This is a genomic window from Limisphaera ngatamarikiensis (assembly GCF_011044775.1).
Taxonomy (GTDB): domain Bacteria; phylum Verrucomicrobiota; class Verrucomicrobiia; order Limisphaerales; family Limisphaeraceae; genus Limisphaera; species Limisphaera ngatamarikiensis.
The window spans coordinates 1,032-17,018 of sequence record NZ_JAAKYA010000066.1 but is presented as its reverse complement, the minus strand read 5'-3'; the positions used below and the strand labels follow the sequence as shown (position 1 = coordinate 17,018).

Annotated in this window: 10 protein-coding genes; all 10 read left to right on the top strand. The window is 65.6% G+C overall.

Going from position 1 to position 15,987, the window contains the following annotated elements; genetic code table 11:
* Positions 1-69: 69 nt before the first annotated feature.
* Complete coding sequence (gene ftsH, locus G4L39_RS09745) at positions 70-2,148, top strand: ATP-dependent zinc metalloprotease FtsH (RefSeq protein ID WP_165107831.1); 2,079 nt, start codon at positions 70-72, stop codon at positions 2,146-2,148.
* Complete coding sequence (locus G4L39_RS09740; protein ID WP_165107829.1) at positions 2,145-2,579, top strand: Hsp20/alpha crystallin family protein; 435 nt, start codon at positions 2,145-2,147, stop codon at positions 2,577-2,579. Before ftsH ends, G4L39_RS09740 begins: the two co-directional genes overlap by 4 nt.
* Positions 2,576-5,095, top strand: coding sequence for an endopeptidase La (gene lon, locus G4L39_RS09735; protein WP_240893919.1), 2,520 nt, complete (start codon positions 2,576-2,578; stop codon positions 5,093-5,095). Before G4L39_RS09740 ends, lon begins: the two co-directional genes overlap by 4 nt.
* 18 nt (positions 5,096-5,113) lie before the next feature.
* Positions 5,114-7,735, top strand: a complete 2,622-nt coding sequence (gene clpB / locus G4L39_RS09730; RefSeq protein ID WP_165107827.1) for an ATP-dependent chaperone ClpB — start codon at positions 5,114-5,116, stop codon at positions 7,733-7,735.
* A 284-nt stretch (positions 7,736-8,019) separates the two neighbouring features.
* On the top strand, positions 8,020-9,066 hold the full coding sequence (locus G4L39_RS09725; RefSeq protein WP_165107825.1) for a nucleoside hydrolase: 1,047 nt from the start codon (positions 8,020-8,022) through the stop codon (positions 9,064-9,066).
* Between the two features lie 346 nt (positions 9,067-9,412).
* The gene (locus G4L39_RS09720) at positions 9,413-10,705 is read left to right on the top strand and encodes a phosphoribosylglycinamide synthetase C domain-containing protein (protein ID WP_165107823.1); all 1,293 of its coding nucleotides are present in this window, start codon (positions 9,413-9,415) and stop codon (positions 10,703-10,705) included.
* A 58-nt stretch (positions 10,706-10,763) separates the two neighbouring features.
* A complete protein-coding gene (gene alr, locus G4L39_RS09715) occupies positions 10,764-12,023 on the top strand; it encodes an alanine racemase (protein ID WP_205880929.1) in 1,260 nt (419 codons plus the stop codon).
* Entirely contained in the window at positions 12,020-12,871 is an 852-nt protein-coding gene (locus G4L39_RS09710) for a GNAT family N-acetyltransferase (RefSeq protein WP_165107821.1), read from the top strand. Before alr ends, G4L39_RS09710 begins: the two co-directional genes overlap by 4 nt.
* A gap of 46 nt (positions 12,872-12,917) precedes the next feature.
* Positions 12,918-13,646: a zinc ribbon domain-containing protein gene (locus tag G4L39_RS09705; RefSeq protein WP_165107820.1), complete on the top strand. Its 729-nt coding sequence runs from the start codon at positions 12,918-12,920 to the stop codon at positions 13,644-13,646.
* Positions 13,647-13,754: 108 nt separating this feature from the next.
* The gene (gene ppk1, locus G4L39_RS09700) at positions 13,755-15,986 is read left to right on the top strand and encodes a polyphosphate kinase 1 (protein WP_165107818.1); all 2,232 of its coding nucleotides are present in this window, start codon (positions 13,755-13,757) and stop codon (positions 15,984-15,986) included.
* Position 15,987 lies beyond the last annotated feature (1 nt).

The window sequence follows — 15,987 nt, the reverse complement described above, 5'->3', positions numbered from 1 at the left end:
CGGGGTCCAACCTCGGCGCCGGGTCCGAGTTCACCCCGTCCCGGCACCGCGGGCCGAACAACCGACGACATGACGCAAAAACCACCCAAACTGAAACTCCCCAACCCGCAGGGCCCACAGGGCCGGTTCGTTCTCCTGTATCTCATCGCCACCCTGCTGGTCCTCTGGGGCTGGCAGGAATGGTTCGATCACTGGACCGTCCGAACCATCCCGTACAGCCAGTTCAAACGTCACCTCCGAGTGGGCGAGGTCCGACAGGTGGAAGTCCGCGAAACGGAAATCTTCGGGCGCATCGCCCCCGGCCCTGCCCCGCAACCCGGGATGCAAACGGGCCAGACCACGCCCGACGATCATACCGCCCCCGAAACAGCAGCCACTGCCAACAAAACCGCCGCGGCCGAACGATCGTTCCTCTTTCGCACCGTGCGCGTGGAAGATCCCGACCTCATCAAGGACCTCGAGGCAGCCGGGGTCGAGTTCAGCGGCGTTCGGCCGGGCTTGATGAGCCAGCTGGTGTTGGGCTGGGTCCTGCCCATCGGGCTCATGGTCCTCCTGTTCTACTTCCTCAGCCGCCGCCTCAGTACCGCCGGGGAACAGGTCCTCGGCATCAGCCGCAGCCGCGCAAGGCTCATCCTCGACAAAAATACCGGTGTCACCTTCGCCGACGTGGCCGGCTGCGACGAGGCCAAACAGGAACTCCAGGAGGTCGTCGACTTCCTCAAAAACCCCCGAGCCTACGAACAGCTCGGCGCCCGAATCCCCAAGGGCGTCCTCCTGGTCGGGCCGCCCGGCACCGGCAAGACCCTACTGGCCCGCGCCGTCGCCGGTGAAGCCGGCGTGCCCTTCTTCTCCATCAGCGGCGCCGACTTCGTCGAAATGTTCGTCGGCGTGGGAGCCGCACGCGTGCGCGACCTCTTCAAACAGGCCAAGGAACACGCACCCTGCATCATCTTCATCGACGAAATTGACGCCATCGGCCGCCAGCGCGGCGTCCACCTCGGCCCCGCCAACGACGAACGCGAGCAAACCCTCAACGCCCTCCTCGTCGAAATGGACGGCTTCGAGGCCAACACCGGCGTCATCATCCTCGCCGCCACCAACCGGCCCGAAATCCTCGACCGCGCCCTGCTCCGACCCGGCCGGTTCGATCGCCAGGTGATCGTGGACGCACCCGACCTCGACGGCCGCGAGGCCATCCTCAAAGTCCACGCCCGCAACAAAAAACTGGCCGCCGACGTGGACCTGCGCCGCGTCGCCGCCGCCACCGCCGGCTTCTCCGGAGCCGACCTGGCCAACGTCCTCAACGAAGCCGCCCTCTTGGCCGCCCGCCGCAAGGCCGATGCCATCTCCCAGGCCGACATCGACGCCGCCATCGAAAAAGTCGTGGCCGGTCCCGAACGCCGCTCCCGGCGCCTCAACGCCGAGGAAAAGAAACGCGTCGCCTACCACGAGGTCGGCCACGCACTGGTCGCCGCCTACTGCAACCACGCCGACCCCGTCCACAAAATCAGCATCGTCCCCCGCGGCCGCGCCGCCCTCGGTTACACCCTTCAACTGCCCCAGGAAGACCAGTTCCTCCTCACCCGCAGCGAATTGTTTGACCGAATCAAATGCCTGCTGGGCGGCCGCGCCGCCGAGGAAATCGTGTTCGGCGAGGTCTCCACCGGCGCACAAAACGATCTCGAGCGGGCCACCGCCCTCGCCCGCCACATGGTCGCCGTCTACGGCATGAGCGAGCGCATCGGCCTCGCCCACTGCGCCCAACGCACGGCCACCTTCCTCCCGGGAGCCGATGGCGGATTCCAACGCGACTGCTCGGAACAAACCGCCCGTGAAATCGACGAGGAAGTCCGTGCCCTGCTCGACCGCGCCTACGCAGAAGCCCGCCAAATCCTCTCCCAACACCGCGACCAGCTCGAATCCATCACCGCCGAGCTGCTCGCCCGCGAAACCCTCGAAGGCAACGAATTCTACCGCCTCGTGGGTAAACCCAGGCCCCAACCCAAAGAACCCGTGCCGGCCCTGCCCACACCCGGCCCCATGGCCCTTTCCACCGCCGACCCGGCATCCGCCAAAACCACCCACGCACGCCCAACCACCCAGCCACACTCCCGGCATCCGGACACAACCAACCCGTCCGTATTATGAGCGCCTTCGAGAAATGGCAGTTCCGACTCAACCAGGTCACCGGCGAGCTCTACCAGCTCAGCGTGGTGCACATGGAGTCCCAGCGATTCTGGCAGCCCGCCATCAACGCCTTTCGCCTGTCCGACCGCTACCTCGTTTGCGTGGACCTGGCCGGCATGCAAAAAGACCAGATCGCCGTGCGGGTCGAACCCCGGCGCCTCATCATCGAAGGCAACCGCCCCTCACCCGAACCCAATCGCAATCCGGGCGACCCGACACCCCAGGTCCTGGCCATGGAAATCGACTACGGGCCCTTCCAACGCATCGTGCGCCTGCCCGAGCCGGTCCAAACCGACCGCGTCACCGCGCGGTACCGCGAAGGCCTGCTCTGGATCGAACTGCCGCTCGACCACGGCGGCCAGACGCCCATCACGGAGGTGGTGAACCCATGAAACGCCTGCTGGATTTCATCGCCATCCCGCTGAGCATGGAGGATCCCAAACCCGGCACCGACCCCGCCGCCAGCCCCGGCGGTGCAACCACCGGATCCTCCGAGGACGAAGTCGCCATCCCGGATACACTGCCCGTCCTGCCCGTCCGGAATACGGTGCTCTTCCCGGGACTGATCGCCCCTCTGACCATCGGACGCCCCTCCTCCCGTAAACTGCTGGAGGAATCCCTGCCCCACAGCAAAATCATCGGCATCTTCACCCAGAAAGACGCCGCCACGGAGGAGCCCGGCCCCGAGGACATCTATCACGTGGGCGTCGCCGCACGCGTCCTCAAGCTCCTCCGCCAGCCCGATGACACCCTGGTCATCGTCGTCCAGGCCCTCGAACGCATCGCTTTCGTCCGCGCCCTTGTGGTCGCCCCCTTCCTGCGGGCCGAAATCCGCCTCCTCAAATCCACCACCCCGCCCGCCGACAACCTCGAGTTCACCGCCACGGTCGAGGAACTCCGCGAAACCGCGCTCAAACTCGTGGAAATGACCCTCGACCCGCCCGACCAGGCCGCAGCCGTCATCCGCAACCTCAGGGACCCCGGCCAACTCGCCGATTTCATGGCCGGCAGCCTCAACCTGCCCGTCGAACAAAAACAGCCCCTCCTGGAGGAGCTGGACGTCGCCAGGCGCGTCCGCGCCGTCCTCAAACACGTCGCCGCCCAACTCGAAATCGCGCGCATCCAGCAGAAAATCCAAAAGGACGTCACCTCCGCCATCACCGACCAGCAACGCCGCGCCTTCCTCCGTGAACAGGTCCGCGCCATCCAAAAGGAACTCGGCGAAGACGACGGCGGCGTCGAACAGCAAATCGAGGAACTCCGACAACGTCTCCAGGCCGCCGGCCCGCCCGAGCCGGTCCTCCAACAGGCCGAACGCGAACTGCGCCGGTTGCAACACCTGCACCCGGCCAGCCCCGAATACGCCGTCGTGGTCTCCTACCTCGAGACCCTGGCCGAACTGCCCTGGAACAAACTCACCGAGGACAACCTCGACCTGGACCGGGCCCAGAAGATCCTCGACCGCGACCACTTTGACCTCGAAAAGGTCAAACGCCGGCTCATCGAATACCTGGCCGTGCGCAAACTCAACCCCCAGGGGCACGGACCCATCCTCTGCTTCTGCGGCCCGCCCGGCGTCGGTAAAACCAGCCTCGGCCAGTCCATCGCCGACGCCCTCGGCCGCAAATTCGCCCGCGTCAGCCTCGGAGGCGTCCACGACGAGGCCGAAATCCGCGGCCACCGCCGCACCTACATCGGCTCCATGCCCGGCCGCATCATCCAGGAAATCCGTCGCGCCGGCTCCCGCAATCCCGTCCTCATGCTGGACGAAATCGACAAGCTGGGCAGCGACTTCCGCGGCGACCCCGCCAGCGCCCTGCTCGAGGTCCTCGACCCCCGCCAAAACCATGCCTTCGTCGACCACTACCTCGACGTCCCCTTCGACCTCTCCCAAGTCATGTTCATCTGCACCGCCAATGTCATGGACACCGTCCCCGCCCCGCTCCGCGACCGCATGGAAGTCATCGAACTCCACGGCTACACCGACCGCGAAAAACTCGAAATCGCCCGACGCTACCTGGTCAAACGCCAGCTCCAGGAACACGGCCTCAAAAACGGGCAGTGCCGGTTCACCCAACCGGCCCTGCGCCGCATCATCCAGGATTACACCCGCGAAGCCGGCGTCCGCGAACTCGAACGCCAAATCGCCGCCATCTGCCGCCACGTGGCCGCACGTGTCGCCCGGGGCGAAATCACCAGCTTCACCGTAACCCCCCAGCAGGTCGAGACCATCCTCGGCCCGCCCCGCTACATCCACGAAACCCGGCTCACCTCCGGCCGGCCCGGCGTCGTCACCGGCCTGGCCTGGACACCCACGGGCGGCGAAATCCTCCATATCGAGGCCCTCGCCTACCCCGGCAAGGGCAACATCCTCCTCACCGGCCAGATCGGCGATGTCATGCGGGAAAGCGCCCAGGCCGCCCTCAGCCTGGTCAAAAGCCGCGCCCGCCAGCTCGGCATCCCAACGGACGCCTTCAAGGACATGGACCTGCACATCCACGTCCCCGCCGGCGCCGTGCCCAAAGACGGTCCCTCCGCCGGCGTCGCCATGTTCACCGCCATCGCCTCCCTGTTCAGCAACCAACCCGTACGACCCGACATCGCCATGACCGGGGAAATCACCCTCCGCGGGATCGTCCTGCCCATCGGCGGCCTCAAGGAAAAAAGCCTCGCCGCCCTGCGCGCCGGCATCCGCACCGTCATCATCCCCAAACACAACGAAAAGGACCTCGCCGAGCTGCCCCCCGAGGTCAAACAACAGATCCAATTTCATCCCGTCGAGACCGTGGACGAGGTGTTGGCCCTGGCATTGAAAACCGGGCGCCGCGCCGCCGCATCCACCCCAACACGCACTCGACGGAAGGCGACGGCTTCACCCAAACCTGCCGCCATTTCATCCAACCCTTGAACCAACCGCTTTACGCCTATGGACCTGAACCAATTCACCGAAAAATCCCAACAGGCACTTTTGGAAGCCCAGAACATCGCCGTCCGACACCAACACCAGGCGGTCGATGTCGAACATCTCCTGCTGGCCCTGCTCGAACAGGAGGGCGGTCTCATCCCGCGCCTGTTCGAAAAAGCCAGGGTCAACCCCGAACTCATCAAGGCCAGGGTCGAGGAGGAACTCGCCCGCCTGCCGCGCGTCTCCGGCACCGACACCACCCAGCAGGGCATCTACATCACCCAACGACTCAACCGCCTGCTGGTCACCGCCCGCGACCATGCCCGGCGCATGAAGGACGAGTACGTCTCCGTCGAACACCTCGTCCTGGCCATGTTCGATGAACCCCCGGGCACCGGCATCGGCAAGATCTTCAAAAACCTCGGCCTCCACCGCGAAGACTTCCTCAAAGCCCTCACCGAGGTCCGCGGCAACCAGCGCGTCACCAGCGCAAACCCCGAAGCCACCTACGAAGCCCTCGAAAAATACGGCCGCGACCTCACACGCCTGGCCGCCCAAAACAAACTCGACCCCGTCATCGGCCGCGACAGCGAAATTCGCCGCTGCATCCAGATCCTCTCCCGCCGCACCAAAAACAACCCCGTCCTGATCGGTGAACCCGGCGTCGGCAAAACCGCCATCGTCGAGGGCCTGGCCCAGCGCATCGTCGCCGGTGACGTCCCCGACAGCCTCCGCGACAAACGCATCATCGCCCTCGACCTCGGCGCCCTCATCGCCGGCGCCAAATACCGCGGCGAGTTCGAGGAACGCCTCAAGGCCGTCCTCCAGGAAATCGCACGGGCCCAGGGCCAGATCATCCTCTTCATCGACGAAATCCACACCATGGTCGGCGCCGGCAAGGCCGAGGGCGCCATGGACGCCGGCAACATGCTCAAACCCATGCTCGCACGCGGTGAACTCCATTGCATCGGCGCCACAACCCTCGACGAATACCGCAAATACATCGAAAAAGACGCCGCCCTCGAACGCCGCTTCCAACCCGTCCTCGTCGATGAGCCCAGCGTCGAAGACACCATCTCCATCCTCCGCGGCCTCCGCGAACGTTACGAACTCCACCACAAGGTCCGCATCCAGGACGCCGCCCTCGTCGCCGCCGCCCAGCTCTCCCACCGCTACATCACCGACCGCTTCCTGCCCGACAAGGCCATCGACCTCGTCGACGAGGCCGCCGCCAAACTCCGCACCGAAATGGAGTCCATGCCCGAGGAACTCGAGCAGCTCGAACGCCGCATCACCCAGCTCGAAATCGAACGCGAGGCCCTCCGCAAGGAAAAGGACGAAGCCAGCCGCGAACGCCTCCAAAACCTCGAAAAAGAACTCGCCAACCTCCAGTCCCGGCGCGACGCCCTCCGCGCCCAGTGGCAAACCGAAAAACAACTCGTCGACGACATCCAAAAACTCCGCGAAGCCCTCGAACTGGCCCGCAACGAAATGGAAAAGGCACGGCGCCAACACGACCTCGGCCGCGTCGCCGAATACCAGTACGGCAAAATCCCCGCCCTCGAAAAACAACTCCGCGAACTCGAGGCCAAAGCCGACACCGTCAGCAAATCCGGACAGCGCCTCCTCCGCGAAGAGGTCACTCCCGATGAAATCGCCGAGGTCGTCTCCCGCTGGACCGGCATCCCCGTCGCCCGACTCCTCGAGGGCGAAAAAGAAAAACTCCTCCGCCTCGACCAAATCCTCCACCGCCGCGTCATCGGCCAGGACGAGGCCGTCCAGGCCGTCGCCGACGCCGTCATCCGCGCCCGCAGCGGCCTCAAAGACCCCAAACGCCCCATCGGCTCCTTCATCTTCCTCGGACCCACCGGCGTCGGAAAAACCGAACTGGCCCGCGCCCTCGCCGAGGCCCTCTTCGACAGCGAGGACAACATGATCCGCATCGACATGAGCGAATACATGGAAAAACACGCCGTCGCACGCCTCATCGGCGCGCCCCCGGGCTACGTCGGCTACGAAGAAGGCGGCCAGCTCACCGAAGCCGTCCGCCGCAAACCCTATTCCGTCGTCCTCTTCGACGAAATCGAAAAGGCTCACCCCGACGTCTTCAACGTCCTGCTGCAAATCCTGGACGACGGCCGCCTCACCGACAGCCACGGCCGCACCGTCGACTTCAAAAACACCATCATCATCATGACCAGTAACATCGGCAGCCCCCACCTCATCGAAAACGCCGGTGAAACCGGCGAAATCGCCGAGGGCGTCCGCCGCAAGGTCATGGCCGAACTCCGCGCCCACTTCCGACCCGAATTCCTCAACCGCGTGGACGAAATCGTCCTCTTCAAACCCCTCACCCTCGCCGAAATCAAACGAATCGTCGAACTCCAACTCGAACTGCTCCGCCAGCGCCTCGCCGACCGACACATCCGACTCGAACTCACCGAGGCCGCCCGCGAACACATCGCCCGCGCCGGATACGACCCCGTCTACGGCGCCCGCCCGCTCAAACGCTACCTCCAACGCCACATCGAAACCGTCCTGGCCCGCAAACTCCTCGCCGGCGAGGTCCCCGATCACAGCATCGTCACCGTCGACTGCAAAAACGGAGAGCTCACCTTCGAAGCCCGCGCCCTCGCCGCCTGACCCCGACCCGCACCCTCAACCGACATCATCGCCCACCGCCCGGGCCCGCAAAACCCGGGCGGCTCTTTTTTTTCTAACAGGACCAGCCCCACCGCCATCGCGCACAAGTCCCCACACCCTCGCGCCGGCACCGGTCCAGCCACCACGCCACCAAACCGCCTCGCACCGGGCCCACGCCGGTCCAACGGCCCAACCCGAAGCCCACGACGAACCGCGCCCACACACCGTTTCCGACTCGCCTTGCCCGGCTCGCCCTGCTTTCATTCCCACGCTGATCCAAAACCATGAAACCGGTGATGCTCACCCTCCTGACACTGGTCCTGTGGGTTTGTCCCGCCCTCTCCAGCCCCGCCGCTCCGCCAGGGACGCAGCACACCACCCCATCCCAACCTCCCGCACCGGTCCACAAAACTCCTGTCATCCTCGACACCGACATCGGCGACGATATCGACGATACCTGGGCCCTCGGACTCCTGCTCCAATGCCCCGAACTGGACCTCAAACTCGTCTTGACCGACTACGGACGACCCCTCTACCGCGCCCGACTCGCCGCCAAACTCCTCCAAACCATGGGCCGACCCGACGTCCCCATCGGCCTCGGCATCGACGTGCCCAACGTCGGCGGAGACGAATCCCAGGCCGCCTGGCTCGGCGATTACGACCTCGCCACCTACCCGGGTCCCGTGCACACCAACGGCATCCGCGCCCTCATCGAAACCATCCTCCAATCCCCCCGGCCGGTCACCCTCATCGCCATCGGACCGCTTCCCAATATCGCGGCCGCCCTCACCCAGGAACCCCGCATCGCCCAACGCGCCCGCTTCATTGGCATGCACGGCAGCGTGCGCCGCGGCTACGGCGGCAAAAACAGCCCCGACGCCGAGTGGAACGTCCGCTGCGACCCCCGTGCCGCCCAACAGGTCCTCGCCGCCCCATGGGACATCACCCTCACACCGCTGGATACATGCGGACTCGTGCAACTTGACGGACCGCGCTTCGCGCAACTCCGCACCAGCAACCACCCCATCCCGCGCACCATCCTCGAAAATTACCGCGTCTGGGCCGCACGCCGCCCCGAACTGGCACCCCGGGACATCGAACAACGCTCCTCCACCCTCTTCGATTGCGTCGCCATCTACCTCGCCGTCTCCCGCGACCTCTGCGAAATGGAAACCCTGCCGCTGACCGTTACCTCCGACGGCTTCACCCGCATCGACCCCACCGGCCGCCCCGTTCACGTCGCCACCGCATGGAAGAACCTCGACGCATTCAAAGATTGGCTCACCCACCGCCTCTGCCCAAACCCAACCAGCCAACCCCGCACTCCTTGAATCCGCCCCCGCCCCAAGACCCATCCGTCCCCTTCCTCCACCGGCACACCGCACCCTGCCGTCCCTTTGACCGGTCTCGATAACAAGTCGCACAGCCCGGGGCGCCCCACGGGCCGCAGCGGCCCGCGTTGCACACCCCAAACTCCCCGGCACACGGGTCCGTAACTTGCGCCCGGCGGGCTCCGGCCTCCCACGAGTTCAACCCCGAACCCTCTCCAGCCACCGGCAGGATCGCAACACAGCTGGATGGCTTCCATCTGGCAGAGGCTCAACCCCGGAGCTTGACCAAATCCCGTCCAAACCAGAGTCTCCCGAAACAAAACAAGGACAGCGGCAAAGGATCACCATGGCCGAACCACTACCCGCTTCTCCAGGTGACGACCGCGGCGCATTGGTGTTGGGCGTGGGCAGTTTCGCCCACAGCACAGCCTCCATTTTGCGCGACGACGGCGTGCGCGTGGCAACCTACCTGACCCGCGACTACGCCCATTGGGCCCCATCCCTGGCCGGACCGACTTATTCGAAAGACCAGTACCCCAGCCCGATGCCCCTGCTCCGCTCCGGAACCATCCACCTCGTGATCCCCCAATCCATCGACTGGGCCCGCGCTCCCTGGGCCGAGGAACTGATCCGCTCCGGTGTGCCCATTCTCTGCCCCACCGGCGAGGGACTGCGCCTGGAACGTGAACGGGACTTCGCACGGGCCCTGTGCCAAAAGGTGGGCATCCCCTTCCCCACCTCCGTAGCCGTCAAGAACCGCCAGGAGGCGCTGGCCTGGCTGGCGTCGCACCCGGCCCCGTACGTGATCAAGAACCCGTTGTGCGGCCCCTTCAGCCCCGTCCACACCATCGTCTGCGAAAGCCCGGAGGCCACCCGCGCCTGGTTGGAACGCGTGGACGATCGCGAAGGCCTGTTCCTCCAGGAGTACATGGGGCGAGCGGAAATCGGCCATATCGTCCTGGTCAGCGCCGGTCAGGTCTGGTCCCTGGTCACCAACCAGGAATACAAGCGCGCATTCACCGGCAATCTCGGGATCGTGGCCGGCGCACCCCTCGGCGGGGTGGTCGAGGCCGATCCCGAAGACCGGTACGGCCTGGCCCGCACACTGGTCCATCCACTGCTGCCATGGCTGCGCGAGGTGGGGTTCCACGGACCCCTCCAGGTCACGGCCGCCCGACTCCGGGACCGTTGGTGGGTGCTGGAATACAACGTGCGCATTGGCGTCACGTCCGGCGCCATGTTCCTGCGCATGCTGGCCAATCCATGGGAAACCTTGCACCGCACCGCCCGAAACCTGAAACTGGACCCGCGGTTCGTCGCCCATCGGCGGTTCGGTTGCTCGATCACCCTGGCAGGTTACGGGTACCCGTACGTCCAGTTGACCGGCCCCGAAGTGCCGGTGGAAATCGCCGAACCTTTGGACACCGAGGAAACGGACCTGTGGTGGAACGAGGTGCGCCAGGACAACCAGGGCCGGCTCTGGGCCACGGGACACCGACTGGCCGATGTCATCGGATTCGGCCCGACGCTGGAAACCGCCGTGTCACGCGCCTACAACAACATCCGGCGGATCCGCAGCCCGGGCAGCTACTACCGAACCGACATCGGCCGGTGCCTGTGGCCCCCCGGCAGCGAGTAAACCACCCGCCCACCCCGGCACCCAACCACGGGCCCCGCGACTGACGCCAAACCGTTGCATGAAACCGGCAACACAAACCGCCATGCAGTCCGAGCCGGCCGTGAAACCGGTCCCGCACCTCAATGGACCCGAAAAGGTCCGCCCGGACGCGGCCGTCCAGACCCCGCCCCTCCACCCACCACGACCCGCATGGGTGGAAGTGGATTTGGGCGCCATCGCCCGAAATTTCCTGCGGATCCGCCAGGACGCCCCCGCTTCCCTGGCTTTTCTGGTCGTCGTCAAGGACAACGCCTACGGCCATGGCGCGGTCCCCGTCGCCCACGTGGCCGTCAACGCCGGTGCACAGTTTCTCGCCGTAGCCACACTGGAGGAGGGTATCCAACTGCGCGAAGCCGGTCTGCACCTCCCCATCCTGTTGCTGGGTGAACGGGACCCGGCAGAATTCCCCTGGGCCGTCCGGCATGACCTGACCTGCGTTTTGGGCGAACCCCGTCTCGTGCCCCTCCTGGCTCACGCCGCCGCCCGGGCCGGTAAACGGGTCCCGGTCCACATCAAAATCAATACCGGAATGAACCGCTACGGCATCCGCTGGGACAACGTCACCCCGATGATCGAGGCCGTCATGGCGGAACCATCCCTCCAGTGGGAAGGTGTCCTGAGCCATTTCGCACAATCCGACGAATCCGACAAAACGTTCGCCCGGGAACAGCTCCGACGGTTCCACCAAACCCTGGACCAACTCGAACAACGCGGCATCCGACCCCGCTGGCGCCACATCTGCAACACAGGAGGATACCTCGACCTCCCCGAAGCCCATTTCGACATGGTCCGCATCGGATTGCTACCCCTCGGCGTGTATCCCTCACGGGTCTGCCGCCGCATCGCCGGACTCGAACCCGCCCTCTCGGTCAAGGCCCGCATCGTCGCCATCCAACACCTCCAGCCGGGTGACACCGTCGGCTACGGAATGCATTACCGCGCCACTGCCCCGCGCCGCATCGCCGTGATCCCCGTGGGTTACGGCGACGGATTCCCGCGCGTCCGCAACACCGGCCACGTCCTCATCCGCGGCCAACGCGCACCTCTCGTTGGCGGGGTCGCCATGGACGCCTTCGCCGTGGATATCACCCACATCCCCGAGGCCGACCTGGGCGATGAAGCAGTCCTGCTCGGTCGCCAGGGCACCGAAACCATTACCGCCTTCGACCTCGCCACTCTAAGGCAATCCGTGGTCTACGAAGCCCTCGTCTGCTGGCAACCCCGCTTGCCCCGACACTACATCCCGGCCACGGCAGCCCCCTCCGTGCCCGCACCATGAAACTCCTCTTCTCCGAAGCCCGACCCGATTACGACCACTACATTTTCCCCTACGCAGTTTGGGCATTCCCCGATCCGGGCGAAACCCCCGCCGACTTCTTCGCCGCCGGGTTCCTGCCCTCCTCTCGCCAATTGGACCGGTTCTACCTCTGCCGCCAAATCCGCGTGGACCTGAGCCGCTACCGGCCTTCCTCCGAAAACCGCCGCATCCTCCGCCGCGCCGAGCTGTTCCAGGCCGCACTCCTGCCGCGCCACCAATTCGAATGGACACCGACCGTCCGCGATCTGTGCCGCACCTGCGCCGACGCACGTTTCGGCCCCGGCCGAATGTCCGAAGCCCGACTCGAAGAGCTCTTCCATTGCCCCATGACCTCCCACATCCTCGAAGTGCGACTGCGCGAAAACTCCCAAATCGTCGGCGTGGCCACTCTGTACCTCGAACACCCGCGGGCTGCCTACTACTCCTACGCCTTCTACGACCTGGCCTGGCGCAGGGCCCAAATCGGCATGTTCATGATGACCACGGCCGTCGACCAACTGGCACGCACCGGCCTCCGCTACCTCCACCTGGGCACCTGCTACTCCCAAAACGCCCTCTACAAAACGCAGTTCGCAGGCGTCGAGTTCTTCAACGGCTTCCGATGGTCCGACAACCTGCACGAGCTCCGCCACCTGCTGGAACGCGACCGGCGCCCGGTCCTCGAACAACATCTCCTGGAAAGCCCCGAATTCCACGAGCGCTTCCTCTCCCAGCCCCTGCCTCAACTGGCCCACCTCCACGGCCTCCGCGTCACGCCAGCACCCGACCCGCCCGGGACAAACCCCGCCCAAAAGGCTCCCGCGCATTGACGCTACCCGTCCCCACCCACTAGCATTCGCGGCAGGGGTCTGCACCATGCTGGAAGCTCTGGAACAACTCTTGATCTTGCAGGACCGGGACCGCCAACTGCTGCGGGTCCGGGAAGAACTGGCCCAACTCGAACCGCAGCGTTCGGCCCTGCGTCAACGCCTGCAGACCGCCCAAAAGACCCTGGAGGACGCCCGACAACGCCTCCGCCAGCTCGAAAACGAACGCCGCCAGCTCGAATTGGACGTCGCCAGTAAACAGCAGCTCATCGAACGCTACAGCCAGCAACAACTCCAAACCCGTAAGAATAACGAATACCAGGCATTGTCCCAGGAAATTTCACGCCTGCGCAACGCCATCCGGGAAATCGAGGACCGCGAGCTGGACCTGATGGAACAAGCCGAACAGGTCCAAAAGGAAATCCAGGCCGCCCAACAGGCCCTGCGCGAAACCGAAGCACGGGTGCGCGAGGAGGAAACCCGCCTGCAACAACGCGAACAAAACCTCCGGGCCGAGGGCGAACGCCTGCAGGCCGAACGCACGCGCCTGGCCGAGAATCTGGACCCCTCCCTGCGCCAACGTTACGAGCGGCTGCTGCGCACCCGCGGCGGCAACGCCGTCGTGGGCATCGCCCACGGCGTCTGCGGCGGCTGCCACATGCGCCTGCCGCCCCAGGTCGTCGTGGATTGCCGCTCCGGACAGGACATTGTCACCTGCACCCATTGCGGCCGCATCCTCTATTACAGCCGCGAAATGGACATGGAGGTGGTGGACTGAGCCCCCACGACCGCATCCCCACGGCGCCTCCGAACCCCCTGTAACGTCCACAGAGCCAGCACCCTGATGCGGTCACCTCCCCGGACGCCGTGAACGCACCCGCCGGTCATGAGCCGCAAATCACCTAAATCCAGGCCGAATCGCCCCGCCGCCAGCCCGGACGGGCCCGGGCCGGCCCGCACCGATTCACCCACATCGCACCCCGCGGCCGAACCCCCCGGCTTCGGCCCCGAACACTTCATCAATCGGGAACTCAGCTGGCTCGAATTCAATCATCGCGTCCTGGAAGAGGCCCTGCGACCGGACAATCCCCTGCTCGAACGACTCAAGTTCTACTGCATCGTCAGCAACAACCTCGACGAATTCTTCGAAATCCGCGTGGCCGGTCTCAAACAACAACTGGAAACCGGCAGCACCGAAACCGGTCCCGACGGACTGACCCCGCGCCAAACCCTGCTCGCCATCCGCCGCCGCGTCCTCCGCATGGTCCGGGACCACAACGCCTGCTGGCGACAACAACTCCTCCCGGGATTGGCCCAACACGGGATCCGTTTCCTGGGACCCGTCAACTGGAGCGAGGCCGACCGCGCCTGGCTGTCACACTACTACCAAACAGTGGTCCGACCGGTCCTCACCCCGCTGGCCATTGACCCGGCCCACCCCTTCCCACTCCTGCCCAATCGCGCCCTCAACCTGGTCATCCGACTCGGCCGCACCGGCCGCACCAACCAGGGCCCCCGACTCGTCGTCCTCGAAGTCCCACGTGTCCTCCCCCGGCTCCTCCGCCTGCCCGGCCGCGAAGGCCGCTCGGACTACGTCTTCCTCGGCGACCTCATCGGCCATTTCCTCCCCGACCTCTTCCCGGAACGCACCGTACAGGGTTGGTGGCCCTTTCGGGTCACCCGAAACAGCGAACTCTATATCGACGAGGAAGAGGTGGCCAACCTGCTGGCCGCCGTGGAGGAAGAACTCCAACGCCGCCGCCGCGGCGCCGCCGTCCGACTCGAAGTTGCACGCAACTGCCCCGCCGAAGTCCGCAATGAACTGCTCGACAAACTCGGCCTCGGCCCCGAAGACCTCTACCTCGTGGAGGGCCCCCTCAACCCCGCCCGCCTGATGGTCCTCTACGAGGAACACCCCCGACCCGAACTGCGCTATCCCACCTGGATCCCGCCCGTGGCTCGCCCCCTCCAGGGCCAGAACGACCTCTTCGCAGCCATCCGTCAACGCGACATCCTCCTCCACCACCCCTACGAATCCTTCGAAAGCATCGTCGCCCTCCTCCAGCAGGCCGCCCGGGACCCCGACGTGCTGGCCATCAAACAAACCCTCTACCGCACCGGCGGCGACCCCCGCATCGGCGATGCACTCATCGAAGCCGTGCGCAACGGCAAAATGGTCGCCGCCGTCGTCGAATTGCGCGCCCGCTTCGACGAAGCCAACAACATCCGTTGGGCCCGCCAAATGGAGGAAGCCGGCGTCCACGTCGTCTACGGCCTCGTCGGCTACAAAATCCACTGCAAGGCCACCCTCATCGTCCGAAAGGAACCCGACGGCATCCGCCGCTACGTCCACCTCGCCACCGGCAACTACAACCCCGTCACCGCCCGCCTCTACACCGACATCGGACTGCTCACATGCCGCCCCGACATCGGCGAGGACGTCACCGACCTGTTCAACCTGCTCACCGGCATGACCCAGTTCCAAAAACTGCGCCAGCTCTGGGTCGCGCCGTTCGACCTCAAAACCCGCCTGCTCGCATGCATCGAGCGCGAAAGCCAACACGCCCACCACGGCCTCCCCGCACGCATCATCGCCAAAATGAATGCCCTCGTGGACCGCGAGGTCATCGAAGCCCTCTACCGCGCCTCCCGGGCCGGCGTCTCCATCGACCTGATCGTGCGCGGCATCTGTTGCCTCCGACCCGGCCTCCGCGGCATCAGCGAAAACATCCGCGTCCGCAGCATCGTGGACCGCTTCCTCGAACACAGCCGCATCCTCTACTTCGAAAACGGCGGTCAACCGGAGGTCTACCTCAGCAGCGCAGACTGGATGCCCCGCAACTTCCACCGGCGCATCGAAACCACCTTCCCCATACTCGACGGCGTCCTCCGCGACCGCGTCATCCACGAACTGCTCGCCCTGCCCCTGGCCGACAACACCCGCGCCCGTATCCTGCAGCCGGATGGCACTTACCGCCACGCCCGCCCCGCACCGGGCGAACCCGCACGCCGATCCCAGTTCGAATTCATCGAACGCGCACGAACCGGCCACCACCAGGCCACCCCATCCCAAACCACCCCCTACCCCACCGTCCAACTCCGGCCACGGCCCTTCTGAA